The organism is Ancylobacter polymorphus, from assembly GCF_030813495.1.
GTDB classification, from domain to species: domain Bacteria; phylum Pseudomonadota; class Alphaproteobacteria; order Rhizobiales; family Xanthobacteraceae; genus Ancylobacter; species Ancylobacter polymorphus.
The window spans coordinates 146,345-171,786 of the sequence record NZ_JAUSUI010000003.1 but is presented as its reverse complement, the minus strand read 5'-3'; the positions used below and the strand labels follow the sequence as shown (position 1 = coordinate 171,786).

Genomic DNA, 25,442 nt, shown 5'->3' with positions numbered 1-25,442 from the left:
GCGTGGCGCGGCACGCGGCCCCGCGCGAAAGGACGTTTGAGGTGCGGAAGGCGCCGGGCGGCGCGTCAGGTCTGAAGCAGCGGGCGCATCAGCTCGGCGGTGGCGTGGAAACGGTTGACGAAGGCGCGCACGCGCTCATTCGTGGGATGCAGCAGCACCTCCTGCGGCGTGCCCTGGGCGCAGATCGCGCCCTGATCCAGGAACACGACGCGGGTGGCGACCTCCAGCGCGAAGCCCAGCTCATGGGTGACGACCAGCATCGTCATCCCCTCGCGGGCCAGCGTAATCATGGTGTTGAGCACCTCGCCGACCAGTTCCGGGTCGAGCGCGGAGGTCGGCTCGTCGAACAGCATCAGCGAGGGGCGCATATTCAGCGCGCGGGCGATGGAGACGCGCTGCTTCTGCCCGCCCGACAGCCGGCCGGGCATGCGGTTGGCGAATTCGGCCATGCCGACCTTGGCGAGCAGATCCATGGCGCGGGCGCGGTTGGTGGCGTCGTCCTCGCCCAGCACGGTGCGGGGGCCTTCCATCACATTCGCCAGCACGTTCATGTGCGGGAACAGGTTGAACTGCTGGAACACCATGCCGACGCGGCTGCGCATGGCGGCGACCTCGCGGCCGCTGATGCGGGCATTGTCGCGGCCATCCGGCGCCCGGTCGAAGATGGCCGAGCCATCGACGACGATGCGGCCGGAGGTCGGCTGTTCCAGCAGGTTGACGCAGCGCAGCAGCGTGGTCTTGCCGGAGCCGGAGGAGCCCAGCAGCGCCACCACCTCGCCGGGATAGACGGTGAGATCGATGCCGCGCAGCACTTCATGCGAGCCGTAGCACTTGCGCACCTGGCGCACTTCGACCAGCGCGGGGGCGTCGGCGGGAAGACGGGTCATGGCGGGGCCCCCTCTCAGTGACGGCGCATCTCGAGCCGGCGCGCGAGATAGTTGGAGGGAATGAGAACGGCGAGGAAGATGAGGCCGACCACGGTGTAGACCTCCATCGGCCGGTAGGTGAAGGAGGAGACGTAGCTCGCCTGATAGAGCAGGTCCGGCACCGTGAGCACCGAGAGCAGCGTCGTGTTCTTCATCTGGATGATGGTCTGGCCGGCGAGCGGGGGCACCATCTGCCGCAGCGCCTGGGGCAGGATGATGCGGCGCATCGCCTGCCAGGAGCGCATGCCGAGCGCCTTGGCCGCGTCCGCCTGCCCGTGGTCGAGCGACTGGATGCCGGCGCGCAGGATCTCGGCGTAATAGGCGCCGCCATAGAGGCTGAGGGCGAGAATGCCGGCGGCCTGTTTGGAAATATTGATGCCGGCGAAGATCGGCAGCGCGTAATAGCTCCACAGCAGCCACACCAGCAGCGGCACGTTGCGGAAGAATTCCACGAACAGCATGCCGATGATGCGCAGCGCCTTGAGCGGCGAGAGCTGCACCAGCGCGATCAGCAGCCCGACGATCAGGCCGAGGACGCAGGTGATCACCGTGTATTCGAGGGTGACGACCAGTCCCCAGGCGAACAGATGGGCGTTTTGGGTGATGACGGACCAGTCGAACACGGCGCAGCGACCTTGCGGGGGAGGGAAAGGCCGGTGCCGGCGGCAGGCGCCGGCACCGTAGGTAACGTCGACGAGGGGGACGACGTCAGAAGTTGAACTCGGCCGGCAGCACGGAGAGGTCGATGCCGCGGGCCTCGAAGGCCTTGCGCAGCTTGCCCTGGGCGAGGCCGAGGGCGCGCTGCTGGTTCACCCAGTTGGTGAGCCAGTTCTCGTAGCCCTCATTGCCTTCCTCGCGGCGCATGCCGATGGTCGCGGGGTTAAGCAGCATCGGGCTCGGCAGCACGATCTGGCCGTTGATCGCCTTGGACACGTCGATGGCGTCGAACACGGCGAGGATCATGGCGTCGGCGCGGTTGGCCTGCAGCTCCATGATGCCGAGCGGGCGGTCTTCCACCACGATGATGTTGGCCTTGGGCGTCAGCGCCTCGGCGACGACCTGCATCGTGCCGCCCTTCTGCACGACGATGCGCACCGACGGGTCGTTCAGTTCGGCCCAGGTCTTCTTGGCGAAGCCCGGCTTGGTGACGATGGCCCAGGCATCGGTGAACAGCGGTACGCTGAGATAGTCCACCACCAGGCCGCGCTTGGGGTTCGGGTTCAGGCCGAAGGCAATGTCGATCTTATTGGCCTGGAAGTCGGCGGCGAGGTTGCCCCAGGTGGTTTCAACCGGCACGACCTTCACGTTGAGCAGCGTGGCGATGTCGTTCGCCCAGTCCATGTAGAAGCCGCTCCACGCGCCGGTGTTGCGGTCGCGGATATAGCCGGGCTCCTCGCCGATCATGACCGGCACGCGCAGCTCGCCGCTCTTGCGGATGCGGTCGAGCACGAGGTTCGGATCGGCGGCGAAGGCGGACTGGAAGGTCGAGAGCGCCAGCACGACGGCGCCCACGAACATGAGGACGAAAGAGCGGAAAAGCGAGCCGGCGGCCGGAGACGGCCGGAGGGACGAGGCGGTGGTCATCGTCGGTTCCCTAGTTCTCTGGTTTGGTGTTGAGGCGAGGCCTATCGCAGGAAGCCGCTGCCGAGCGGATCGCCCATCTCCTGGATGAGCGTCGCCACGGCTTTGAGGTGCGCGCGTCCCGTGATCCGGGTCGTGGCAGCCACGGCACCGCCGGCGCCGTGGGTCAGGGTGATGAGTTCGCCGGACAGACGCCCGCCGAACAGGCTGACCGCGTCGAGCCGCGCCCCCGGCTGCGCGGCGCCGGTGGCGGCGCGCAAGGCGAGCAGGCAGGCAAGGCCGGCGACGCCGGGCGAGCGGTCGAATTTCTGGCGATCAATGGCGAGGAACTGGCGCACCGCGCCGGCCTCGTCAGTGCCGTGGAACAGCACGGAATCGACGCTGGGCTGCGCCCCGCGCCGGCGCGGCAGCGCCTCGTTGAGATGACGGCGCAGGCTCTCGCCAAGAGCGAGCAGCCGGTCGATATGGCCCGCCTCCAGCGTCAGCCCGGCGGCCTGCGCATCGACGAGCGCGGTGCAGTCGCCGCACATGGCGATGGCGACATCGAGTTCCAGCCCGTCGATCGCCACCCGCCGGCCCACTTCAGTAATGAGGGCGGGCGGCATGTCGAGGGCGATGGCGTCGGCGTCGCCGTCCACCCCGACCTCGACGCTGAGGATGCCGTTCGGCACCTCGATGGTGAAGCGCTTGTGGCGGGTGAGGCGGCCGAGCGCGCGCAGCGCGGCCGTGTAGCCCATGATGGCGTGACCGCACAGGCCCGGATAGCCATAGGAGGAGATGAAGAAGGCGCCGAAATCCGCCGCGCTGGAGGCCACCGGCACCAGACCGAAGGCGCCGGAATGGCCGCGCGGCTCGTGCAGCAGCATCGGGCGCAGGCTGTCATAGCGCTCGGCAAACTGGCGGGCCTTGCCGGCGACGCTGTCGGCGTCCAGCCCTTCCAGCGGCTCGATGAGAATATGCGTCGGATGGCCCTCGGTATGGGTTTCGATGACGCGGAAGGTGCGCGCGCCCGAGGGCAGTTCCAGGCTGAGCGCGCCCTCGCCAATGCCCTCGCCGATGCCGGCGCCGAGGCCGAGCCGGCGGTCGGTGCGCTCGAAGCTCATTGAGGAAAGGCGGTCGCTGTCGGTGTTGATCCACAGCACCTTGGCCGGCACCGGGCCGGTGTTGCGCCAGCGATGGGCGATGCGGCTGTTGAAATAGGCGCCATCGCCGGGGTTCAGCACCTCGGCGTCGCGGTCGGCGAGCGCGAGCTCCAGAGAGCCTTCCAGCACATAGATCAGTTCCTCGCCCTCATGGGCGTAGAAACCGTCGCTCTCGCGGTCGGGGTCGATGGTCCACACTTCGGCGTCCATCAGCCGCTGCGAGACGGTGAGCTGCTCGATGGTGACGCCGGGGCCGAAGGAGCCGACGATGCGCCCCTGCCCCCGACGCACCACGGGGAAATCCCGCCCCTTGGTGCCGCCGAGCAGTTCCGCCAGCGTGCGGCCGAACACTTCGGCGATGGCGTTGAGCCGCGCCGGGGAAAGGAAGGCGACGCCGCGCTCGAACATGGAGAGATGCGAGGTGGCGATGTCGGTGCGCTCGGACAGCTCGCGCAGCGACATGCCCGCTTCCTGGCGCAGGCCGCGCACGCGGGCGCCGAGATGGTTGAAGGCGACCGGCGCCGCCTCGCCTTCAGGCGCGGGCGCGGCCTCTTCCTCGCTGTCGAGCAGCCGGCGGATGGCGGAAAGGCTCTGGCCGTCGACCCGGCGCATGCGGTCGATGCGGCGCACCCGCTCGATCTCGGCCTCGCCATAGGAACGATGCCCGCCCGCCGACTTGCTGGGGGTCAGCAGGCCCTGATTTTCCCAGGAGCGCAGGGTCGACACCGCAATGCCGGTCACCTTGGCGACATGGCCGATGGAGAAGGGGAAGCGGGCGGCCGGCTGGGTCATGCGGTCTACATACCGTTTATAGAAACACCGAACATGCGCAGACGGTATGCGGATTTATTGAACGAGTCAATCGACGTTCGGCAGGGGAAATCACCCCCTCGCCCGCCGTTGCGGTAATGGAGAGCGTCGCCCTTGTGCGCTCTCGGCAACTGGTATAATGACTATCTCAAGATATGAGTGAGCACAGACTCACCGCTTGAGGAAACGCACGGAAGGCTGAGGCGGCGGCGCGCAAGCGCGCGGCGGAGCGGCTTTTCGTGCCGAGCCAGGACAGCCGCATGCCCGCGCCCCACCGGATCGAAGCCGACTATCTCATCGAAACCGCCTATGATCCCCGCCGCGCCGCCGAGGCGATGGCGGGCGAACAGTCGAGCGGCACCTTTGTAGCCATTCCCGGCGAGACGCCGGAACTGAAGGAGCGCTCCGCCGCCCGCATCGAGGCGCTGGAACTCGTCGGCACCGCCGAGGCCCCCTCCCTGCCCGGCGCCGGCCATCCCGCAGGCGGGGTGATCCAGCGGGCGCGCGTCACCCTTTCCTGGCCGATGGACAATCTCGGTCCCTCGCTGCCGAACCTGCTGGCGACGGTGGCGGGCAATCTGTTCGAACTGAAGCAGTTCTCCGGCCTGCGCCTTCTCGACATCCGCCTGCCGCAGGACTTCGCGCAGGCCTATGGCGGGCCGAAATTCGGCATTGAAGGCACGCGCCGCCTCGCTGGGGTCGAGGGCCGGCCGATCATCGGCACCATCGTCAAGCCGAGCGTCGGCTTCGGGCCGACCGAGACGGCGGACCTCGTGAAGCTGCTGGCGGAAGCGGGCATCGACTTCATCAAGGACGACGAATTGCAGTCCGACGGCCCGCATTGCCGCTTCGAGGACCGCGTGCGCGCGGTGATGCGCGTCATCAACGACCATGCCGACCGCACCGGCAAGAAGGTGATGTTCGCCTTCAACCTCACCGGCGAAATCGACCAGATGCGCCGCCGCCACGATCTCGTGCAGGAACTGGGCGGCACCTGCGTCATGGCCAGCCTCAACTCGGTCGGCCTTGTCGGCATGATCGAGCTGGGCCGCTTCACGCAACTGCCGCTGCACGCCCACCGCAATGGCTGGGGCTATCTCTCGCGCGCGCCGATGCTCGGCTGGTCCTATGTCGCCTGGCAGAAGATCTGGCGGCTGGCGGGGGCCGACCACATGCATGTCAACGGCCTCGCCAACAAGTTCTCGGAGGCCGATGACAGCGTGATCGCCTCCGCCCGCGAGTGCCTCACCCCCCTGTTCGAGGACAAGCCCTGCATCGCCATGCCGGTGTTCTCCTCCGGCCAATCCGCCAAGCAGGCGCCCGGCACCTATGCCGCGCTGGGTTCGGCGGACCTGATCTTCGCCGCCGGCGGCGGCATCATGGCCCATCCCGACGGCCCGGCGGCGGGCGTCGCGTCGCTGCGCGAGGCGTGGGAAGCGGCGATGAGCGACGTGCCGCTGGCCGATTATGCCCGCGACCATGCCGCGCTCGCCCGCGCGCTGGAGACCTATGCGGCATGAGCGCGGCGGCCGCCCCCTCTCCCGCGCTGCCGGCCGGCCCGCTCGTCGCCTTCTATGGCGACGACTATACTGGTGCGTCGGCGGTGATGGAGGTGCTGAGCTTCGCCGGCCTGCCGACCGTGCTGTTTCTCGGCCCGCCGACGCCGGCGCAGCTGGCCCGCTTCCAGGACCGGCGCGGCATCGGCATTGCCGGCGTCGCCCGCTCGCAGCCGCCGGAATGGATGGACGAAGAGCTGCCGCCGATCTTTGAACAGCTGGCCGCGCTCAAGGCGCCGATCAGCCATTACAAGGTCTGCTCCACTTTCGATTCCTCGCCCGAGATCGGCTCCATCGGCCGCGCGGCGGAAATCGGCGAGCGCCTCCTCGGCGGCGCCTGGCATCCGCTCATTGTCGGCGCACCGGCCATTGCCCGCTACCAGGCCTTCGGCAACCTCTTCGCCGCCATTGACGGCACCGGCTACCGGCTCGACCGCCACCCTGTCATGGCGCGCCATCCGGTGACGCCGATGAACGAGGCGGATGTGCGCCGGCATCTGGCGCGGCAGACCGCCCTGCCCGTCGGCCTGGTCGATTTCGTCGCCATGAAGACCGGAAGGGCCGAGGCGCAGCTCGCAGCCGAGCGCGCGGCCGGCGCCCGCATCCTGGCGCTCGACGTGCTCGACGAGGAGACGCTGGCGCAGGCCGGGCGGCTGGTGTGGGAACAGCGCGGCGAGCGCCTGTTCGCCCTCGGCTCGCAGGGGCTGGAATATGCCCTCGTCGCCTATTGGCGCGACGCCGGGCTGCTGGAGGCGGAAGCGCCGACGCCGCCGCCGGCAAGGGCTGAGCACATCGCTGTCGTTTCCGGCTCCTGCTCGCCGATCACGGCGGCGCAGATCGGCCACGCGCTGGATAACGGCTTCGAGGGCATAAGGCTCGACGCAACCCGCGCCGTGGATTCGCAGGCGTGGGAGCGCGAAATCGCGCGCGGCACGGCGGCGGCGCTCAAAGTGCTGGAGACCGGCCGCGACCCGCTCATCTTCACCGCCTGCGGGCCGGACGATCCGGCCGTGCCGGCGCTTGGCCACGCGATCGAGGCGGCGGGTATTGCCCCGGCGCAGGTCAATGCCCGCATCGGCGACGGGCTCGGGCGCGTGCTGGATGCGGTGGTCGACCGGGCGGGGCTGACGCGCGCCGTCATTTCCGGCGGCGACACGTCGGGTCATGCCGGCATGGCGCTCGGCATCTATGCGGTGACCGCGCTGGCGCCGCTCGCGCCGGGCTCGCCGCTCTGCCGCGCTTATGCCGAAGGCGCCCATGACGGGCTCGAAATCACGTTCAAGGGCGGCCAGATGGGCCGGCCGGACTTCTTCAGCGCCGCACGGGGCGGCGTCGCCAACCATTGACCAGGGGAGAGACCTCAGATGAAAAAGATCGCCTTGCTCGGCGCCGGCGGAAAGATGGGCGTCCGGCTCGCCACCAATCTCCAGGGCTCGCCCTATGAGGTGATGCATGTCGAGCCGACCGAGGCCGGCCGTGCCCGGCTGAAGGAGAAGACCGGGCTCGACTGCATCGACGGCGACAACGCGCTGGCCGATGCCGACGCCGTGCTCATGGCCGTGCCGGACCGGCTGATCGGCAAGATCGCCCACACCTTCATCGAGAAGGTGAAGCCCGGCACCGCGATCATCATGCTGGACGCCGCCGCCCCGCATGCCGGCGAACTGCCCCAGCGCGACGACGTCACCTATTTCGTCACCCATCCCTGCCACCCGCCGATCTTCAACGACGAGGTGACGGAAGAGGCGAAGAACGACTTCTTCGGCGGCGTGCACGCCAAGCAGCACATCGTCTGCGCGCTGATGCAGGGGCCGGAGGAGCATTATGCCCAGTGCGAGCAGATCGCCCGCACCATCTACAAGCCGGTCATGCGGGCGCATCGCTGCACGGTGGAGCAGATCGCCATCATGGAGCCGGCGCTGGCCGAGACCATCGGCGCCACGCTCTGCCTCGCTCTGCGCGAGGCGACGGATGAGGCCGTGCGCCGCGGCGTGCCGCGCCAGGCGGCGACCGACTTCCTGCTCGGCCATCTCACCATCGAGCTGGCGATTGCCTTCGAGATTTTCCCCGAGGGCAAGTTCTCCGATGGCGCGCTCTATGCCATCGATCAGGCCCGGCCGCAGATTTTCCGCGAAGGCTGGCTGGAGCGCATCTTCGACCCCAAGGCCGTGCAGCGCTCGGTCGAGGAAATCTGCAACCCGCCCAAGGCCGCCTGAGGCAGCCCGCCGGCCCAACCGTCCGGCTCGTCCGGGGCCCTCGACGGCCCCGGACGCATCAAATCCAACAGGGACAGGAACGCCATGAACCGGATCATCGCCCTCGCGGCCGCCGCCGCGCTCAGCCTCGCCGCCGTGCCCTTCGCCAGCTCCGCCTTCGCCACCACCGTGATCAAGGCCGGGCATGGGACGCAGACCGCGCATCCCACCCATATCGCGCTGGAAAAACTCGCCGAAATCGTCGCCGCCAAGAGCAAGGGCGACCTGAAGATCGAAATCTATCCCGACCGCCAGCTCGGCGAGGAACGGGAAATGGTCGAGGGGCTGCAGCTCGGCACGGTCGACATGGCGGTGGTCTCCACCGGCCCGCTCGTCGCCTTCGTGCCCGCGCTCGGCACGGTGGACCTGCCCTTCCTGTTCAAGAGCTCCGACCATGCCTACAAGGTGCTGGACGGCGAGGTCGGGCAGGAGCTGCTCGCCAAGTTCAAGGACCGCGGCATTGTCGGCCTCGCCTGGTGGGAGAATGGCTGGCGCAGCCTGACCAGCAAGAAGGAAGTGAAGTCCCCCGCCGACCTCAAGGGCATGAAGCTGCGCACCATGCAGAACCCGGTGCACATCGCCGCCTTCAAGGAGCTGGGCGCCTCCCCCATTCCGATGGTGTGGGGCGAGGTGTTCACCAGCCTCAGCCAGGGGGTGATCGACGCGCAGGAGAACCCGGTCACCATCGTCTACAGCAATTCGCTGTGGGAGGTGCAGAAGTACATGACGCTGACGCGCCACGTCTATGGCCCGCATCTGGTGCTGTTCAGCCAGCAGGCCTGGGACCGTCTGACCCCGGCGCAGCGGACGATCCTGGAGGAATCCCTCGTCGAGGCGACCGCCTATCAGCGCCAGACCTCCGCCCGGCTGGAAGCCGAACAGCTGAAGCTGCTGGCCGCCAAGGGCATGATCGTCGAGCAGGTGGACATCACCCCGTTCCAGGAAGCCACCGCCAACACCGCCTCGGCCTTCAAGAACATCGATCCGGCCGTCGTGGCCAAGATCAAGGCCGCCGCGAACTGAGCCCTGCGCCGGCCGCCCCCTTGCGGAGCGGCCCGCCCCGGCCATCGGCATCGCAGCCCGGAGGCGTCTGCCTCCACGGGAGAGGTGTGACATGCTCTTGAAGTTCTGGACCGGCGTGGAATGGCTGGCGCGCGCCCTGCTCTGCGCCTTGCTCAGCGCGATGGTGATCGTCTGCCTCGGCCAGGTGGTCTGGCGCTATGCCTTCAACGACCCGCTCATCTGGTCGGAGGAGCTGGCGCGCTACCTCTTCGTCTGGGTCGGCTATCTCGCGGCCTGGTTCGCCTGGACCAAGCGGGCGCATATCGCGCTCGACGCCGTGACCTATCTGCGCCTTCCCGGGCTGGAGCGCGCCTGCGGGCGGCTCGTGGAGCTGATCGTCCTCGTCTATTGCGGCGTCACGCTCCATGCCTGCATCGGCTTCCTCAGGCTCACCAGCAACCAGCCCTCCGCCGTGCTCGAACTGCCGATGAGCGCGGTCTATGCCGGCTACGCCGCCATGTGCGTCCTCATCATCGGCGACATCCTGATCGGCTGGATCTATGGCGCCCGGGCGCCCGCGCCAGCTTTCCCGCAGGAGTAAAACCCATGGCCACGGTCCTCTTCGTCGCCTTCGCCGTCCTGCTCATCCTCAACATGCCGGTCTCCTTCGCCCTCGCCGTCGCCTCGGTGATGGCGCTGCTCTATGGCGGCCTGCCGCTGGCGCTGGTGGTGCAGAAAATGACCGCCGCCATGGACAGCTTCGTGCTGCTGGCGGTGCCGTTCTTCCTGCTCGCCGGGCACCTGATGGCGCGCAGCGGCATCGCCCGCGACATCATCGATTTCGCCGACGCGCTGGTCGGCTGGATGCGCGGCGGGCTGGCGCACGCCAATATCGGCGCCGGCATGCTGATGGGCGGCATGACGGGTTCGGCAGTGGCGGAAGCCTCCTCCACCGGCGGCGCGCTCATTCCGCCCATGCTGAAGAAAGGCTATGGCGCGCCCTTCACCGCCGCCGTGACGGCGGCGGCCTCGACGATTTCCGTGGTCATTCCGCCCTCCATCCCGATGATCGTATTCGCCGTGGTCACCGGCGTGTCGGTCGGCGACCTGTTCATCGCCGGCATCGTCCCGGGCATTCTGATGACGGTGGCGCTGATGGTCACGGCGTGGCTGATCGCGGTGCGGCAGGGCTATCAGCGCGGCCCGCGCCCGACCCTCGCCACCATCGCCCGCGCCACCCGCGCCAGCGTGTGGGGCCTGCTGATGCCGGTCGTCATCATCGGCTCCATCCGCTACGGCATCGCCACCCCGACCGAGGCGTCGGTGGTCGCCGTGGTCTATGGCATGGTGGTGGGGCGCTATGTCTACCGCACCATCGCCTGGCGCGACCTGCCCGGCATCATTCTCGACAGCGCCGTCACGACCGGCATCGTCATGCTGATGATCGCCGCCGCCTCGGTGTACGGGCTGATCGTCACCCGCGAGCAGATTCCGCAGGCGGCCGCGCAGTTGATCCTGGAACTGACCAACAACCCGCAGCTGGTGCTGCTGCTGATCCTGTGCGTCTATCTCGTCGCCGGCATGCTGCTGGACCTCGCCGCCAACATCATCATCCTCGTCCCGGTGCTGTGGCCGCTGGTGAAGCGGCTCGACATCGATCCGGTGCAGTTCGGCGTCGTCACCGTCATCGGGCTCGCCATCGGGCTGATCACGCCGCCGGTGGGCGCGTGCCTGTTCGTCACCTGCGGCATCGCCAAGACCGACCTGCTGCGCGGCAGCAAGGCGGCGGCGCCGTTCATCCTGGCGCTCATCGTGGTCGTGCTGCTCATCATCGCCGTGCCCGGCATCGCCACCTGGCTTCCCTACAGCGCCAAGGCGATGCAGTGAGCCCGGAGAGCGGGCGCAACGCTTGCTGGCCCGCGGAGGACGCCACTGGTATGCTCAACATGCCGACCCGGCGCGAGACGGGTCCGACCCTGCAGGAGCGCGTGAATGGCCGACATCTCCGACACCATAGTGCGACGAAAACTGTCTCATGAGGTGTTCGACCGCCTGAAGACGCTCATCACCTCGGGGGAACTCGGGCCCGGCGACGCCCTGCCCTCCGAGCGCGACCTGATGGAGCGCTTCGGCGTCGGCCGCCCCGCCATCCGCGAGGCGATGCAGGCGCTGGCCAATATCGGCCTCATCGCCATCACCCATGGCGAGCGGGCGCGGGTGCAGCAGCTTTCCGCGCGCTCGCTGTTCCAGCAGGTGGACCTCACCGCGCAGATCCTGCTTTCCGCCTCGCCGGACAGCCTGGAGCATCTCAAGCAGGCCCGCCGCTTCTTCGAGCGCGGCATGGCGCGCGAAGCCGCCCAACGCGCCGAGGCGGCGGACATCGCCGCGTTGCGCGGCATTCTCGACCAGCAGGCCAAGGCGGTGAGCGAGCCCAAGCAGTTCATCGCCTATGACATGCGCTTCCACACCCAGATCGCGGCGATTTCCGGCAACCCGATCTTCGAGGCGGTGAGCGAGGCCATGCTGTCCTGGCTGCGCCAGTACTATACGGAAATGCTCACCTGGTCCGGCCGCGAGAATGTGACCCTGGTCGAGCATGAGGCGATCATCGACCACATCGCCCGGCACGACGCCGACGGGGCGGAGGCGCTGATGGTCAAGCATCTCGACCGTTCCAGCGCGCTGTACACCCGGCCGGGGTAAGCCTTCACCCTTCCAGACGCAGCACCGCATAGGCCGGGAGAAGGAGCGACCCGACCCCGGCGTCGACCGGGCGCGGGCCGGCGCCGCCGAGCACCGCCGCCGCGTCGAGCCATTGGGCGCGGCCGGGGAAAGGCAGCGTCACTGTCTGTTCCTGCGGCGTCAGATTTGCGGCCAGCAGCACACGGTCGCCGGCGGGCGTGGCGCCGGCCAATGCCAGCACACGCGCAGGATCGGCCGTGGTCACGCGAATCGCCGGCGCACCGCCGAGCGCCGCCAGCCAGCGGGCCGCGTGGAACACCGGACGGCGGCGGCCCGGCGCGCCCTCGACCAGCAGGCCGAACGGGCCGGTGAGGGCCGCGCCGGTGAAGCTCTCCACCCCCGCTTCCGCGAGGCGCGCGGCCATGCCGACCAGATAGGCGGCGGCAAACAGCCCGTCCTGCCGGGGATCGCGCTCCGCCATCGGCATCCGCCGGCGCTCGGGATTGGGCATCACCCGCGCGCCATAGGGATTGTGCCGCATGCCGATGGTGGAAGGCCCGATGCGGTAGGGCATGTCCGCGCCGATGAACGCCCGCGCCGAGCGCAGGATGAAGGGCAGTGCCTCCAGCGACTGCATCACCGCGCGGTCGTCGGCATCGTGCACGATGGGACAGATGCAATGGGTGACATAATCCAGCCGCGCCACCGGCGGGCGCTTGCGGTTCAGCTCGGTGAAATAGCTGAACATGCCGCCGCCGAGCCGCAGCGCGGGGAAGGCGCGGCGGGCGGCTTCATAGACCTCCTCCAGCGGCGAACAGGGCGGCCAGACGCTGCCGGGCGGAGTGGAACGCCGGTCGACCGCGGGGCTGACCGCAAGCGCGTCCAGCCGCAGCCCCGCCGCCGCCACCTGCCGGGCGAGGTCGGAAAACTCCTCGTCGAGCGGACGCGCGCAAGGGACGACATATTCCAGCACGCACTCCCCGCCCGGCGCCGCCGCGAGCTTGGCGAATGCCGCGAGTTCCGCCGGCCCGTGCCCGGCCGTGGGGTCGACATGAAACAGCAGGGTCTGCGGCGCGATGTGAGCCAGCTCATCGGCGGCGTCGAGCGTCGCGGCGGCTTCTTCCGGCGCGATCGCCAGCCCGAAGAGGGGCAGCCGCCCCCGCGTCGCGCCGAGCGCGAGCGTCACCGGCGCGTCGTTCTGCGGGGTCGGCGCGACGGCGCCTTCCGCCGCGATATCGAGCGTCACGCGCTGGCGCACCGGCGCGCCGGCCGGCAGCTTATAGGGCCAGGGCAGCGCCAGCGGGCGCACATAGGTCTTGTAGGAGGCGTCCGACCAGTTGCGCTGGTCCTCCATCTCGAAGGCGTCGCCTTCCATGCGGCAGGTCGCCCGCACCCCCGGCGCGACAATGTGGGTGATCGCCCGCATGTCCTTGAAGGGCTGCGCCGGGTCGATCAGGTCCGGCAGGCGGGCGGCCACCCGGCGGCCGTCGACGTGCTCCACCTCGACCTCGGTGCCGGCGAGGCCGACGATAGGGTGAAGAACGGTGAAGCCGCAGCGATTGGTGAGGAAATCGCCCTCCGGCACCGCCTCGCCCGCGAAGACGAGGCCGGTCGGGCGGCCTTCGATGCGGCCCCGATAGACCAGCCTCTCGCCGCCGGCCCCGGTGCATTCGGCCCGGTAGCCGACCGCAAAGCGTCCCTCCCCCTCCTCGACGGCAAGATCATGCAGCACCGGCGCATAGGTGCCCCAGTCCTTGTCGCGCACCACGAAGGAAATCGCCCGCAGCACCTCGACGCCGTGGAAGCGGATGTTGCGCAGATTGCCCGCGAGCAGCTCCGCGCTCAGCGGGCCGGCTTTGAGCCGGCGCAGCTCCGGTTCGGGCTCGGGCGTGCCGAACAGCGCCAGCCGAAGGGCCTCGGGAGAGACGGCGGCGGTCATGGCGCCACGGCCTCCGTTTTGGGGGCAGCGCGGCGGCGGCGCACCGCGCGCCCGCCCGCCAGCGCCAGCACGGCGATGACGACGATCCCCTGCACGATGTCCTGCGTGCCCGCCGGCAGGCCGGCGATCTGCATGGTGGTGACGATGAGGATAAGCAGGAAGCTGCCGCACAGCGTGCCGAGCGCGGTGGAGGAGCCGCCGAAGATCAGCGAGCCGCCGAGCACCACCGCGCCGAGCGACTGCAGCAGATAGGGCTGGCCCATCTCCAGGAACGCGCCGCCGACATAGGCGCCGAGCAGCATGCCGGTCAGCGCCGCCAGCAGGGCGGAGGCGAGGAAGGCGCCGGTGACGACGCGACCGGTGCGGATGCCGGCCAGCGCCGCCGCCCGCTCGTTCTGCCCGACGGCGGAGAGCCGGCGCCCATAGACGGTGCGGCCCAGCAGCAGGCCGGCGAGCGCCACCGCGACGAGCGCAATGACCAGCATCAGCGGCACGCCCTCGACCCGGCCGGCGGCCAGCGTCTTCAGGAAGGGGCTCATCGAGAAGCCCGCCGCCCAGCGATTGGCGATCAGCGTTGCGGTGGCGAGGATATAGCCGGTCGCCAGCGTGGCGATGATGGCGGGGATGCGCAGCACCACGACCAGCAGCGCATTGGCGAGCCCCGTCACCAGCCCGATGCCGAGCACCGCCGCCAGCGCCAGCGGCAGGCGGGCATCGGAACCGGCGGCCACCACGATGCTGGCATAGGCGCTCAGCGTCAGCACGCTGGCGATCGACAGGTCGATATTGCCGCGCCCGGTGGTGACGACCAGCATCTGCCCCAGAGCGACGAGGGTGAGGAAGCTCGCCGAAACCGCCACGCCGGAGAGCGAATGCAGGCTGAAGCGCCCGGTGGTGACCGACAGCACCGCCCAGAGCAGCAGCACGCCGAGCGCGGACCAGATCCAGCGGTTGCGCTCCAGCCTTTCGATCAGGGCGGTCATCGGCGGGCCTCCCGGCGATCGGCAAACGCGCGCAGCGCCAGCATGGACAGGAGCAGGCAGCCCTGCACGGCGGCATTATAGTCGGTGGAGACGCCGAGCGCGCCAAGCAGCGCGCCGACAAGGGCAAGGGTGAGCGCGCCCGCCACCACGCCGAGCGGCGAGACCAGCCCGCCGATCAGCGCGCAGCCGCCCATGACGACGGCGGCGACGCTGATGAGGGTGAACGGCCCGCCGGCATTGATGTCGCTGGCGGTGTTGATGGCGGTGAGCGAGAGCCCCGCCGCCAGCGCGAACAGGCTCGCCAGCATGTAGCGCAGGACGGCGTAGCGCAGCGGCGACCAGCCGCCCAGCGTCATGGCCGGCGCATTATTGCCGAAGCCGCGCAGCACCACGCCGAGCGGCGAGCGGTCGATGGCGAGGGCGACGAGCGCCGCCACGCCGATGAGGACGAGGCTGGCCGGCACGTCGAACAGCGTCCAGGCGAAGCCGGCCGACAGCCATTCCGGCGACGCGCCGCCCGGCGTCGGCTGCAGCGTGTAGCCGATGCCGATCCAGATGAAGGAGGCGCCGAGCGTGACCACGATGGCGGGAATGCGCCGCAGCTGGATCGTCGCCCCGATCAGCCCATAGGCAAGGACGCAGGCGACGAGCGCGAGCGCACCGAGCCAGGGTGTGTCGAGCAGCAGCGTGGCGCTCAGCACATTGACCAGCCCGGCGAAGGCGCCGACGCCGAGGTCGATCTCACTGCCGCCGACGACGAACATCTGCGCCAGCGCCACCAGCACCAGCGCCAGCGCCGGGCCGAGCAGCAATTCGAGGCCGAACAGCGAGACGGTAAGCGGGTTCACCCAGGCCATCAGCGCGAAGACGGCGGCCAGGCTGGCGAAGGGGGCGAGATCGACCAGCCGGTCGGCGAGGCCGCGCGCGCCGGCGGTTGCATCGCGCTCGCTCGTTCCGCTGCCGGCAAAGGAGGCGTCGACGATCGCCTGCTCGGTGATCTCCGCGCCCACCAGCTCGCGCACGATGCGGCCGCCGGCGAAGACCAGAACGCGATCGCATTCGAGGAACTCGATATCTTCCGTCGAATGCCAGATGACGAGCCGTCCCGCCCGCGCCACCGTGCCGATCAGCGCGTAGAAATCCTCCTTCGCCCCGACATCGACGCCGCGCGTGGGATCGTCGAACAGGATCGTGTCGGCCTCGCCCACCAGCGCCCGGGCGACCAGCGCCTTTTGCTGGTTGCCGCCGGAGAGGTCGAGGATCGGGGAATCGAACCGGGCGGGATCGAGCTTCAGCTTTTCGGCCGCGCCTCGGGCGGCGTCGCGCTCCCGGGCCTCCTGCACCAGCCCGAGCGGGGCCCGGCCTTCCAGCCGGCCGAGCGCGATGTTGGAGAGCACGCTCCACAGCGGGAACACGCCCTCTTTCTGCCGGTCGCCGGAGACGAAGCTGGCATTGCCCTTGCGGACGATACCGGCGCCCGGCCTTCGGTGAAGACGGTGCAGCAGGTCACGCTGGCCGGAGCCTTCCAGCCCGGCGAGACCGACGACCTCGCCGGCCCGCAGCACCACGTCGCGTCCCAGTGCCGCGACGAGCGGGCCGGACAGGCGCACCTGTTCGGGCGCTTCTGCCCCGATGACGGGGCGGCCCGCGCGGCGGGAGCGCATCTCGCTCTCGCTCGCCCCGCCCATCGCCCGGACCAGCGCCTCGACGCTCGCCTCCACCGCCGGCCCGCACCAGACGGAGCGGCCATTGCGCAGCACCAGAACGCGGTGGGCGATGTCGACCACCTCCTGCAGCTTGTGGCTGATAAAGATGAAGGCCAGCCCCTGCGCGGTGCGGGCCTTGATATAGGCGCGCAGCTGCCGGCTGCGTTCCAGGCCCAGCGAGGAGGTCGGCTCGTCGAGGATGACGAGGCGCACCTGCGGCGTGGCGACGGCGCGGGCGATCTCCACCATCTGCCGCTGGCCGATCTGCAGATGGGCGACGCGGGCGTCGACCGAAATGCCGTGATCGGGAAACACCTCGTCCAGCGCGGCGCGGGCGCGGGCGCGAAAGATGCGGCGCCAGCCCGGCAGCGCCCGCGCCGCCTCCGGCGCTTCGAGGAAGAAGTTCTCCGCCACCGAGAGATTGTCGCACAGCGACAACTCCTGATGCACGATGCGGATGCCGCCGGCCTGCGCCAGCGCGGTGTCGTAGAGATCGGTCGCGATGTCGATGCCGCGCAGGGTGATGCTACCGGCATCGGCGCGGGTGACTCCGCACAGGATCCGCATCAGCGTCGACTTGCCGGCGCCATTGCCGCCGACAAGGCCAAGCACCTCGCCGGCGCCGACGACGAGATCCACCGCGTCATTGGCTCGGGTCGGGCCAAATGCCTTGGAGATGCCGGACAGGCGCACGACCGGCGCGTCGCCGCCGGCCGCGCCGAACGCGTGCGGCCCGGCCGCAGGGGAGGTGTGACGAGGCGGCGCCGACGCACCGGCCGCGCGTGCCGGTGCGTCCTGCGCGGCAGAAAAAGCTGCCGTCATCATGCGTGTCCGTGGTCGGCTTCAGGGACGGGCGATCGGCGGGTCAGTTGCCCGCCTTGGCCTTGAGCAGATTGTCCTGGACCCATTGCTGGGAATAGGACGGGCTGACGATGACGCCTGCGGGCAACCCCGCATAGTCCTTGAGGTTCTCATCGGTCACGGTGGCGACCGGCATGATCATCAGCTTGGGCGGGTTGGCGCCCTTGACCAGCTCATATGCGAGCCAGAAGGCGGCGCCGCCAATGCCGGGCGTGGTGTTCATCGAGATGGTGGAATAGCCGTTGGCCTGTTTCTGCTTCGCCCACCACTGGATGAAGTTGGACGAGCCGCCGCCCTCGATGACCGGCATCTGCTTGGCATAGGCGCCGCCATACTGGTCGAAAGCCTGGGCGATGCCGGTGTCGTCCGAGCCGCCCTGCGCCAGCACGGCGTCGACCTGCGGCAGGCTGGGCAGCGCATTGGCGACGGCCGACTGGGCGACCGAGGCGGTGGCCTGGCCATAGACGGTGGCGACCACCTTCACATCCGGATAGTTTTTCAGCACGGCTTCCTGCGCGCCGTACATGTCGGCATCCGGCGCCGAGCCCTTCACGCCGCGCACGACGATGACATTGCCCTTGCCGCCGATCTTCTTCAGCACCCATTCGGCCTGGTCGCGCTTGTAGCCCTTGAAATCGAAATTGAGCTGCCAGTTGCACGGGGCGGAGGCGACGGAATCGAACGACACCACCTTGATGCCGGCCTTGCACGCCTTCTCGATGATGCCGTTCACCGCCGTCTCGGAGGCGGCGTCCACGGCGATGGCGTCGACCTTCTTGAGGATCAGTTCGGCGATCTGGCTGTTCTGCTGGGCGACGGTGCCGTCGCCATTCAGGATGATGTAGTCGGCGATCTTGCCCTCGGCCTTGGCCTTCTCGGCCGCTTCCTTGAAGGCGTCGACCATCTGGTGCCGCCAGCTATTGCCGAAATAGGCATTGGCCAGCGCGATCACCGGCTTGTCCGGCGTGGCGGAGGCCGGCAGCGCGCCGGCGGCGGCGAAGGCAAGGGCCGCGCAGGCGGTGGCGCAGGCGCGCGAAAGGGTTTTCAGGCGCATCATTTCCTCCCATTGGCCCCATTGGTGGGGCTCTTGATGGATTCCCAGGCATCGGCGATCATTGGCCGCTCGATGGTAGCAACAGTATCTCATTATACCAGTTGCGCAAGCCCGTCGGCGCGGCGGACGGCCCACAGGCCCCGCGAGCCGCGCATATGGAATGGGCGCGGCCCTGCGCCGTGCGTCGCCGGCGGCGACCCACGGGGAGGATGGTGCGGAAGAGGCGCGGGGGCGGCCGTTCAGCGCGACGGGGTGGTTCCCGTCATGGCGATGCTGGCGAGATCAGCCTCGGCGGCCATGGCCGCCTTCACCGCCGCCTCGCGCCTCTCGCTGTAGCGGCTGGTGAAATAGTCCCGGCGCTCGCGGGTGAGCAGGGTGAACTTCATCAGTTCTTCCATCACGTCGACCACGCGGTCGTAATAGGAAGACGGCTTCATCCGCCCGGCCTCGTCGAATTCCTCGAACGCCTTGGCGACCGAGGACTGGTTGGGGATGGTGACCATCCGCATCCAGCGGCCGAGCACGCGCAGCGTGTTCACCGCATTGAAGGATTGCGAGCCGCCGGAGACCTGCATCACCGCCAGCGTGCGCCCCTGGGTCGGGCGGATGCCGCGATATTCCAGCGGCAGCCAGTCGATCTGGCACTTGAACACGCCGGTAATGGTGCCGTGCCGCTCCGGGCTGCACCAGACTTGGCCCTCCGACCATTCCGACAGGCTGCGCAGTTCCTGCACCTTGGGATGGTCGGCCGGCTCCGCGTCCGGCAGCGGCAGGCCGCGCGGATCGAAGATGCGGGTTTCCGCGCCCATGGCGGTGAGCAGGCGCGCGGCTTCCTCGACCAGGAGCCGGCTATAGGAACGCGCGCGCAGCGAACCGTAGAGCAGCAGGATGCGCGGGGGATGCGTCATCGGCGCGGCCGGCGCCAGCTTGTCCGTGTCCGGCCGGTCGAAATGGGCGAGGTCCAGCGCCTCGGTGAAATCGTCAGTTGTCATCAGGAAACCTCGAACCGTGCGCGGCGCGACAGGAAGGCGGCGAGCCAGAAGCCGACGGCCACGATGACCGTCATGAGGATGATGCAGGCCAGCACCGCATCATAGGAGCCCGAGGCCGACCAGATCAGGGCTCCGGCGAGCGGCGCCACAGCGCGCGAGACGGTGCTCGGCGCCGACATCGCCCCGTTCACCGCGCCATAGGCCTCCCGCGTCAGCATCTCCGGCACGGAGAGCCCGCGCACGATGGTGGTGATGCCGTTGGCTGCGCCATAGAACAAAGCGACAAGGGCGACGAGCAGGAAGCTCGGCGGCAGCATGTCGAGCGCCACCAGCGCCAGCGGAAACACCGCCACGGTGAGCGAGCCGATCACCCGCACCGGCGCGCGCGGCGCGAACACCCAGATGGCGATACGCCCCGCCACCTGCGCCGGCCCGATCAATGTCATGGCCGCGACCACGGCGGAGACCTCGAACCCCTTCTCCACCAGCAGCGGGTAGAGATGGAAGGTGAAGGCCGAGAAGGCGGCGGAATAGGCGGTGAAAGCCACTGCCAGCGCCCAGAACACCGGCTGGCGCGCCGCCCAGGCCACCGCCGCCCGCCCGCTGAGCGCCGGCCGGCCGCTGGCGGCGGGACGCTCCGGCGCGTCAGCATCCGGGTCGATCACCGACCAGTAGCAGCCGGCGCAGACGAGGATGTTGATGGCCGCCAGTACCAGCAGCGCGTCGCGCCAGCCGACCGTGTCGAGCAGAAGCTGCACCAGCGGGATGAACACGGTGGAGGCGAAGCCGCCCCACAGGGTCAGCGCGGTGATCCCCGCCCGCGCATGGGCGGGGCCGGAGCGGCGGGCGATGACGGCGAAGGCGGGATCGTACAGCGTCGCCGCCTGCAGCGCGCCGATGCCGGCCACCGCGACATAGAACAGAGCGAGGCTCTCCACTTGCGACCACAGCACCAGCAGCAGCCCGGCCAGCACCGAGCCGATGGTCATGATCGCGCGGCCATGGCCGCGGTCGATGGCGGCGCCGACGGGATAGGCGGCCAGTCCCGCGAAGGCGAGCCCCAGCGTCGCCGCGCCATAGAGCGCGCTTTTCGACCAGCCGAGTTCATGGCCCATCGCCTCGGCGATCAGCGGGAAGCTGTAATAGAGCGAACCCCAGGAACAGACCTGGCCGATGCCGAGGCCGGTGACGAACAGGCTGCGCGCGCCGGGCGGGCGATGCTCGCTGAGCGGCGGGGCGAGGGCATTACCGCTCACGACGCCGCCGACGGTTCGGCCAGGGCCGCACAGGCCGCATCGGCGCAGCATTCATCGGCGAGATAGCCGATCAGCGCATCCATCGCCGGGTAATGCGCCCGGCAGATGAGGGTCGTCGCCTGCCGCTCCTGCGTCACCAGCCCCGTCTCGACGAGGCGCTTGAGATGATGCGACAGCGTCGAGGCGGCGATGCCGATCCGCTCCTGCAGGCCGCCGACCGGCAGGCCGGCATGCCCCGCCCGCACCAGCGTGCGATAGATCTGCAGCCGGGTCGGATTGCCCAGGGATTCGAGCTGGCGTGCGGCTTGTTCGAGATTCATGGAAATACGTTAGGCGACGGCGCCAGCGGCGGTCAAGCACTATTTCGATACGTATCGAAATATAAGCCGGCGCCCTCAGGCGCCGGGCGCTGTGCGTGGAAACCACTTTTTGCCGAGCCGCAGCGCGACATGCACCAAGAGGATCAGCACCGGCACCTCGACCAGCGGGCCGATGACGGCGGCGAAGGCCACCGGCGAGGCCAGACCGAAGGCGGCGATGGCGACCGCGATGGCGAGCTCGAAATTATTGCCGGCGGCGGTGAAGGCGATCGCCGTGGTGCGCGGATAATCCGCCTCGATCAGCTTGCCCATGGCGAAGCTGATGAGGAACTGGACGACGAAATAGATCGTCAGCGGAATGGCGATGATCACCGCGTCCATCGGCAGGCGCACGAGATCGCCGCCCTTGAGGCTGAACATGGCGACGATGGTGAACAGGAGCGCGCCCAGCGTGATCGGGCTGATCTTCGGCAGGAACACATTGGCGTACCAGTCCGGTCCCTTGCGGGCGATCAGCAGGCGGCGGGTGAGGAAGCCGGCGAGGAAAGGAATGCCGAGATAGATCAGCACCGCCTCGGTGATGGTCCAGAAGCTGACATCGACAACGCTGCCCTCCAGCCCGAACAAAGGCGGCAGCACGGCGAGGAACAGCCAGGCATAGGTGGAGAAGAACAGGATCTGGAAGATCGAGTTGAACGCCACCAGCCCGGCGACATACTGGTTGTCGCCGCAGGCGAGCTGGTTCCACACCAGCACCATGGCGATGCAGCGCGCCAGCCCGATGAGGATCAGCCCGGTCATGTATTCCGGGTAGTCGCGCAGGAAGATCACCGCCAGCGCGAACATCAGCGCCGGGCCGATCAGCCAGTTCTGCACCAGCGACAGCGCCAGCACCCGCTTGTCGGCAAAGACGAGATGCAGCTCCTCGTAGCGCACCTTGGCCAGCGGCGGGTACATCATCAGGATCAGCCCGATGGCGATCGGGATGTTGGTGGAACCGACCGAGAGCGTGTTCAGCGCCTCCGGCAGGCCGGTGAACACCGTGCCGAGGACGACGCCGAGCGCCATCGCCGCGAAGATCCACACGGTGAGGTAGCGGTCGAGAAAGGACAGCCGCGCGGCGGGTCGGAGCGTGAGCGCCAGGGTCTGGGTCTGGGACATGGGGTTCCGGTTCTCGTTCAGAGCGTTTTCCAGCGAAGTGGATACCGGTTCGCGTCAAGAAAACGCGTGGATTCAATAGCCTAGAGCACTTCCCCGATTCAATGAATCGGGGAAGTGCTCTAGGCGGCGCGGTGGCCGTTGATGTCGATGACGAGTTCGCCGTCTTCCTTGCGGAATTCGCCGCGCTGCGGGGCGTCGAGCAGATCGAGCACCGCCTCGGAGGGACGGCACAGCTTGACGCCGCGCGGGGTGACGACGATGGGGCGATTGATGAGGATCGGGTGCGCCATCATCGCGTCGAGCAGCGCCTCGTCGCTCAGCGTAGGATCGCCGAGCCCAAGCTCGGCATAGGGCGTGCCCTTCTCGCGCAGCAGATCGCGCACGCTGATCCCCATGCGGGCGATCAGCGCCACCAGCTCGTCGCGGCTCGGCGGGGTCTTGAGATATTCGATCACCACAGGCTCAAGGCCGGCATTGCGGATCAGCCCCAGCACGTTGCGCGAGGTGCCGCAGGCGGGGTTGTGGTAGATGGTGATGTCGCTCATGGCCTTCTCCTCACGCCACATCGCGCCGGGGCTGGGTCGCCCCCTCGCTGCGGCCGATCTCATGCAGCTTCGCCCCGAGCGTCATCGTGTCCAGACTGCGGATCGGCAGGGCGGCGAAGGCGGCGATGCGGTTCTTGAGATAGCGGAAGGTACGGGCGAAGGCGGCTTCCTTCTCGATCTCGCTGCCCTCGACGGCGGCGGGGTCCTCGATGCCCCAATGGGCGGTCATCGGCTGGCCCGGCCAGACCGGGCAGGTCTCGCCCGCCGCGCCGTCGCAGACGGTGAAGACAAAATCCATGACCGGCGCGTCGGGCGCGGCGAACTCGCCCCAGTTCTTGGAGCGCAGGCCGTCCGTGGGGTAGTCGAGGCTGCGCAGCGTCGCCAGCGCCAGCGGATTGACCACGCCCTTGGGCTGGCTGCCGGCGGAGAAGGCGCGGAAGCGCCCGTGTCCGTCCTTGGCGAGGATCGATTCCGCCAGAATGGAGCGGGCGGAATTGCCGGTGCACAGAAACAGGACGTTATAGATGTGGCCGGCCTCACGGCCGGACGGCTTTTGGTCAGACGGCTTTTGGTCAGACGGCTTTTGGTCAGACATGGCGCGCCTCCTTGGCGGCAAGTGTGTCTGTGCTCTGTCCCGCGGCGGGACAGCAGGGCTGGAGATCGGCGATCAGCGGGGCGCAGATGTCGGGCTTGCCGCCGCAGCAATCCTTCAGGATGAAGGAAGCGAGCTCGCGCACCGCGTCGAGGCGGGCGCGATAGAGGATGAGCCGGCTCTGCCGCTCGGCCTCGATCAGCCCCGCCCGGACGAGAATGCCGAGATGGGTGGAGAGCGTGTTGTGCGGCACGTCGAGCCGGCGCGCCACCTCGCCCGCCGGCATGCCTTCCGGCTCATGGGCGACGAGCAGGCGGAACACATCCAGCCGGGTGGGCTGGGCGAGCGCGGCGAAGGCGGCAAGGGCGTTATCAGTGTCCATATGTCGACTATAGCCGACATATGGAAGAGAGACAAGACCCACTTCTCGCGAGCCGGAGCCCGGCGCCGCGCTTCCCTTGATGCGAACCGTCGCGACGAGGAGATCAAAGGCGGGTAGGCTCGCGTTCGACATGAGGGATGGGAGGAATGTCCATGCGATTGGCGATGCTTGGCCTTGCACTCAATATACTGGCCGTCGGTGCGGTTCTCGGTTTTGCGGCGCCGGCGGGCGCAACGAACTATCTTTGCAACCAGGCTTTCGCCCTCTGCACCTCGGCGCCCTGCATTCCCCAACCGGGCAACCCGGACGTGTCGATCTGCGTCTGCGAGATGCAGGAGGGTCCGAACCTCGCCACCGTTCCCTGCGACACGGTGCGGCCGAGCACGGACGCGAACGGGGTGCGCACCGTCTATTCGCAATTCGCCCTCACCCAGTTCCAGCAGGGCAAGAAGGGACTGCGCTGCCCGAGCGGCACGCCCTGGTCGCAATGCCTCAACAAGATCTGCACCGTCGACCCCGCCAATCCGGACAAGGCGATCTGTGCCTGCGACGTCGTGCGCAGCGGGGAATGGCAGACCGCCGGCGGCGACTGCCAGGCAGCGACCTGCGGGACGGCCTATTGGTCGGGCGCGCTGCTGGCCGATTCCAGGAACAATGCCGACTTCATGATGCAACAGCTCAAGATCGCCACCTCGCCGGCCGAGGCGTGCCCCGTTCCCACGCCGTGATCGCAGGAGCCGACCCATGCGCAAGATCGCGCTTGAAGAACATTTCACCACGCCCGAACTCGCCGCCTATGTGGCGCGCCCGACGCAGAGCGACGCGCTGTTTGCCGATGTCGAGCGGCGTCTGGCCGATTTCGGCGCGTTGCGGCTCGACATGATGGATCGCACCGGGATCGCGCGGATGGTGCTTTCCGTCACCACGCCGGGGGTGCAGGGCGTGCGCGACACCCTGGAGGCGATACGGCTGGCCCGCAACGCCAATGATTTCCTCGCCCGCGAGGTGAGCAGGCGGCCCGACCGCTATGCCGGCTTCGCCCATCTCGCCTTGCAGGACGCCGAGGCGGCGGCGGCGGAGCTGGAGCGGGCGGTGCGCGAACTCGGCTTTTGCGGTGCGCTGATCAATGGCCAGACCAACGGGCATTATCTCGACGAGGACCGCTACCTCCCCTTCTGGGAGCGCGTCGAGGAACTCGGCGTGCCGGTCTATCTCCATCCCGGCGCCATGGCCGACCAGCCCGCCATGTTCGCGCACCGGCCGGAAATCGGCGGCCCGATCTGGGCCTGGACGGCGGAAACCGCCGCCCATGCGCTGCGGCTGGTCCTCGGCGGCACGCTCACCCGCTTCCCCGGCGTGCGGATCATTCTCGGCCATATGGGCGAGACGCTGCCCTTCCTGCTCTGGCGTCTCGACAGCCGGCGGCAATTCGACCTCGGCGAGACGCTGCCGCCGGAGGCGCTGCCCTCGGCGATCATCCGGCGGAGCATCAAGGTCACCACGTCGGGCGTCTGCGACCCGACCGCGCTGGCCGCGACCTTGCAGGCTCTGGGCGAGGACAATGTGATGTTCTCGGTCGACTATCCCTATGAGGATCCCGACATCGCCGCCGCCTTCATCGACGCCGCGCCGATCGCCGAGGAGGTGCGCGCCAAGGTCTGCCACGGCAATGCCGAGCGGCTGCTCGGCCTCTAGAT

General features: G+C 68.8%; 24 protein-coding genes. 9 read left to right on the top strand and 15 right to left on the bottom strand.

The window, feature by feature from the left end:
- Positions 1 to 65: 65 nt before the first annotated feature.
- The 4 genes from J2S75_RS08170 to J2S75_RS08155 all read right to left on the bottom strand — a co-directional run bounded on the left by J2S75_RS08170 (position 66) and on the right by J2S75_RS08155 (position 4,441).
- Positions 66 to 887: an amino acid ABC transporter ATP-binding protein gene (locus tag J2S75_RS08170; RefSeq protein WP_307019332.1), complete on the bottom strand. Its 822-nt coding sequence runs from the start codon at positions 885 to 887 to the stop codon at positions 66 to 68.
- A 14-nt stretch (positions 888 to 901) separates the two neighbouring features.
- Complete coding sequence (locus J2S75_RS08165) at positions 902 to 1,549, bottom strand: amino acid ABC transporter permease (protein ID WP_307019331.1); 648 nt, start codon at positions 1,547 to 1,549, stop codon at positions 902 to 904.
- 85 nt (positions 1,550 to 1,634) lie between these two features.
- A complete protein-coding gene (locus J2S75_RS08160; protein WP_307019330.1) occupies positions 1,635 to 2,510 on the bottom strand; it encodes a transporter substrate-binding domain-containing protein in 876 nt (291 codons plus the stop codon).
- A gap of 41 nt (positions 2,511 to 2,551) precedes the next feature.
- Positions 2,552 to 4,441 carry a proline racemase family protein gene (locus J2S75_RS08155; RefSeq protein ID WP_307019329.1) on the bottom strand — a complete coding sequence of 630 codons (1,890 nt, stop codon included), beginning with the start codon at positions 4,439 to 4,441 and terminating at the stop codon, positions 2,552 to 2,554.
- Positions 4,442 to 4,719: 278 nt separating this feature from the next.
- Between J2S75_RS08155 and J2S75_RS08150 the strand changes: the two genes are divergently transcribed.
- From J2S75_RS08150 to J2S75_RS08120, 7 genes are all read left to right on the top strand, one after another.
- Entirely contained in the window at positions 4,720 to 5,979 is a 1,260-nt protein-coding gene (locus J2S75_RS08150) for a ribulose-bisphosphate carboxylase large subunit family protein (RefSeq protein ID WP_307019328.1), read from the top strand.
- Positions 5,976 to 7,361, top strand: a complete 1,386-nt coding sequence (locus tag J2S75_RS08145) for a four-carbon acid sugar kinase family protein (RefSeq protein ID WP_307019327.1) — start codon at positions 5,976 to 5,978, stop codon at positions 7,359 to 7,361. Before J2S75_RS08150 ends, J2S75_RS08145 begins: the two co-directional genes overlap by 4 nt.
- An 18-nt stretch (positions 7,362 to 7,379) precedes the next feature.
- Positions 7,380 to 8,231, top strand: coding sequence for a phosphogluconate dehydrogenase C-terminal domain-containing protein (locus J2S75_RS08140; RefSeq protein WP_307019326.1), 852 nt, complete (start codon positions 7,380 to 7,382; stop codon positions 8,229 to 8,231).
- 84 nt (positions 8,232 to 8,315) lie between these two features.
- Positions 8,316 to 9,293, top strand: a complete 978-nt coding sequence (locus tag J2S75_RS08135) for a TRAP transporter substrate-binding protein (protein ID WP_307019325.1) — start codon at positions 8,316 to 8,318, stop codon at positions 9,291 to 9,293.
- A 91-nt stretch (positions 9,294 to 9,384) separates the two neighbouring features.
- Complete coding sequence (locus J2S75_RS08130; RefSeq protein ID WP_307019324.1) at positions 9,385 to 9,873, top strand: TRAP transporter small permease; 489 nt, start codon at positions 9,385 to 9,387, stop codon at positions 9,871 to 9,873.
- A 5-nt stretch (positions 9,874 to 9,878) separates the two neighbouring features.
- Complete coding sequence (locus J2S75_RS08125) at positions 9,879 to 11,159, top strand: TRAP transporter large permease (protein WP_307019323.1); 1,281 nt, start codon at positions 9,879 to 9,881, stop codon at positions 11,157 to 11,159.
- A 105-nt stretch (positions 11,160 to 11,264) separates the two neighbouring features.
- Positions 11,265 to 11,975 (top strand): transcriptional regulator NanR, encoded by a 711-nt coding sequence (locus tag J2S75_RS08120; protein ID WP_307019322.1) that lies wholly within the window; start codon positions 11,265 to 11,267, stop codon positions 11,973 to 11,975.
- A gap of 4 nt (positions 11,976 to 11,979) precedes the next feature.
- Here J2S75_RS08120 and apnL read toward each other — a convergent pair whose 3' ends face one another.
- From apnL to J2S75_RS08065, 11 genes are all read right to left on the bottom strand, one after another.
- Positions 11,980 to 13,893, bottom strand: a complete 1,914-nt coding sequence (apnL, locus tag J2S75_RS08115; RefSeq protein ID WP_307019321.1) for a D-apionate lactonase — start codon at positions 13,891 to 13,893, stop codon at positions 11,980 to 11,982.
- Entirely contained in the window at positions 13,890 to 14,876 is a 987-nt protein-coding gene (locus J2S75_RS08110) for an ABC transporter permease (RefSeq protein WP_307019320.1), read from the bottom strand. The genes apnL and J2S75_RS08110 overlap by 4 nt, the downstream gene beginning before the upstream one ends.
- Positions 14,873 to 17,407: an ATP-binding cassette domain-containing protein gene (locus tag J2S75_RS08105; RefSeq protein ID WP_307019319.1), complete on the bottom strand. Its 2,535-nt coding sequence runs from the start codon at positions 17,405 to 17,407 to the stop codon at positions 14,873 to 14,875. Before J2S75_RS08105 ends, J2S75_RS08110 begins: the two co-directional genes overlap by 4 nt.
- A 40-nt stretch (positions 17,408 to 17,447) precedes the next feature.
- The gene (locus J2S75_RS08100) at positions 17,448 to 18,497 is read right to left on the bottom strand and encodes an ABC transporter substrate-binding protein (RefSeq protein ID WP_307019318.1); all 1,050 of its coding nucleotides are present in this window, start codon (positions 18,495 to 18,497) and stop codon (positions 17,448 to 17,450) included.
- A 239-nt stretch (positions 18,498 to 18,736) separates the two neighbouring features.
- Entirely contained in the window at positions 18,737 to 19,489 is a 753-nt protein-coding gene (gene arsH / locus J2S75_RS08095; protein ID WP_307019317.1) for an arsenical resistance protein ArsH, read from the bottom strand.
- On the bottom strand, positions 19,489 to 20,745 hold the full coding sequence (locus J2S75_RS08090; RefSeq protein ID WP_307019316.1) for an MFS transporter: 1,257 nt from the start codon (positions 20,743 to 20,745) through the stop codon (positions 19,489 to 19,491). The genes arsH and J2S75_RS08090 overlap by 1 nt, the downstream gene beginning before the upstream one ends.
- The gene (locus J2S75_RS08085) at positions 20,742 to 21,065 is read right to left on the bottom strand and encodes an ArsR/SmtB family transcription factor (protein WP_307019315.1); all 324 of its coding nucleotides are present in this window, start codon (positions 21,063 to 21,065) and stop codon (positions 20,742 to 20,744) included. Before J2S75_RS08085 ends, J2S75_RS08090 begins: the two co-directional genes overlap by 4 nt.
- 75 nt (positions 21,066 to 21,140) lie before the next feature.
- On the bottom strand, positions 21,141 to 22,226 hold the full coding sequence (arsB, locus tag J2S75_RS08080) for an ACR3 family arsenite efflux transporter (RefSeq protein ID WP_307019314.1): 1,086 nt from the start codon (positions 22,224 to 22,226) through the stop codon (positions 21,141 to 21,143).
- Positions 22,227 to 22,345: 119 nt separating this feature from the next.
- Positions 22,346 to 22,771, bottom strand: a complete 426-nt coding sequence (gene arsC / locus J2S75_RS08075) for an arsenate reductase (glutaredoxin) (RefSeq protein WP_307019313.1) — start codon at positions 22,769 to 22,771, stop codon at positions 22,346 to 22,348.
- A gap of 10 nt (positions 22,772 to 22,781) precedes the next feature.
- Complete coding sequence (locus J2S75_RS08070; protein WP_307019312.1) at positions 22,782 to 23,366, bottom strand: arsenate reductase ArsC; 585 nt, start codon at positions 23,364 to 23,366, stop codon at positions 22,782 to 22,784.
- Positions 23,359 to 23,745: an ArsR/SmtB family transcription factor gene (locus J2S75_RS08065; protein ID WP_307019310.1), complete on the bottom strand. Its 387-nt coding sequence runs from the start codon at positions 23,743 to 23,745 to the stop codon at positions 23,359 to 23,361. The genes J2S75_RS08070 and J2S75_RS08065 overlap by 8 nt, the downstream gene beginning before the upstream one ends.
- Before the next feature lie 152 nt (positions 23,746 to 23,897).
- Here J2S75_RS08065 and J2S75_RS08060 point away from each other — a divergent pair, with 152 nt between their 5' ends.
- Positions 23,898 to 24,473, top strand: a complete 576-nt coding sequence (locus J2S75_RS08060) for a hypothetical protein (protein ID WP_307019309.1) — start codon at positions 23,898 to 23,900, stop codon at positions 24,471 to 24,473.
- 16 nt (positions 24,474 to 24,489) lie between these two features.
- Positions 24,490 to 25,440, top strand: a complete 951-nt coding sequence (locus J2S75_RS08055; RefSeq protein WP_307019307.1) for an amidohydrolase family protein — start codon at positions 24,490 to 24,492, stop codon at positions 25,438 to 25,440.
- Positions 25,441 to 25,442 lie beyond the last annotated feature (2 nt).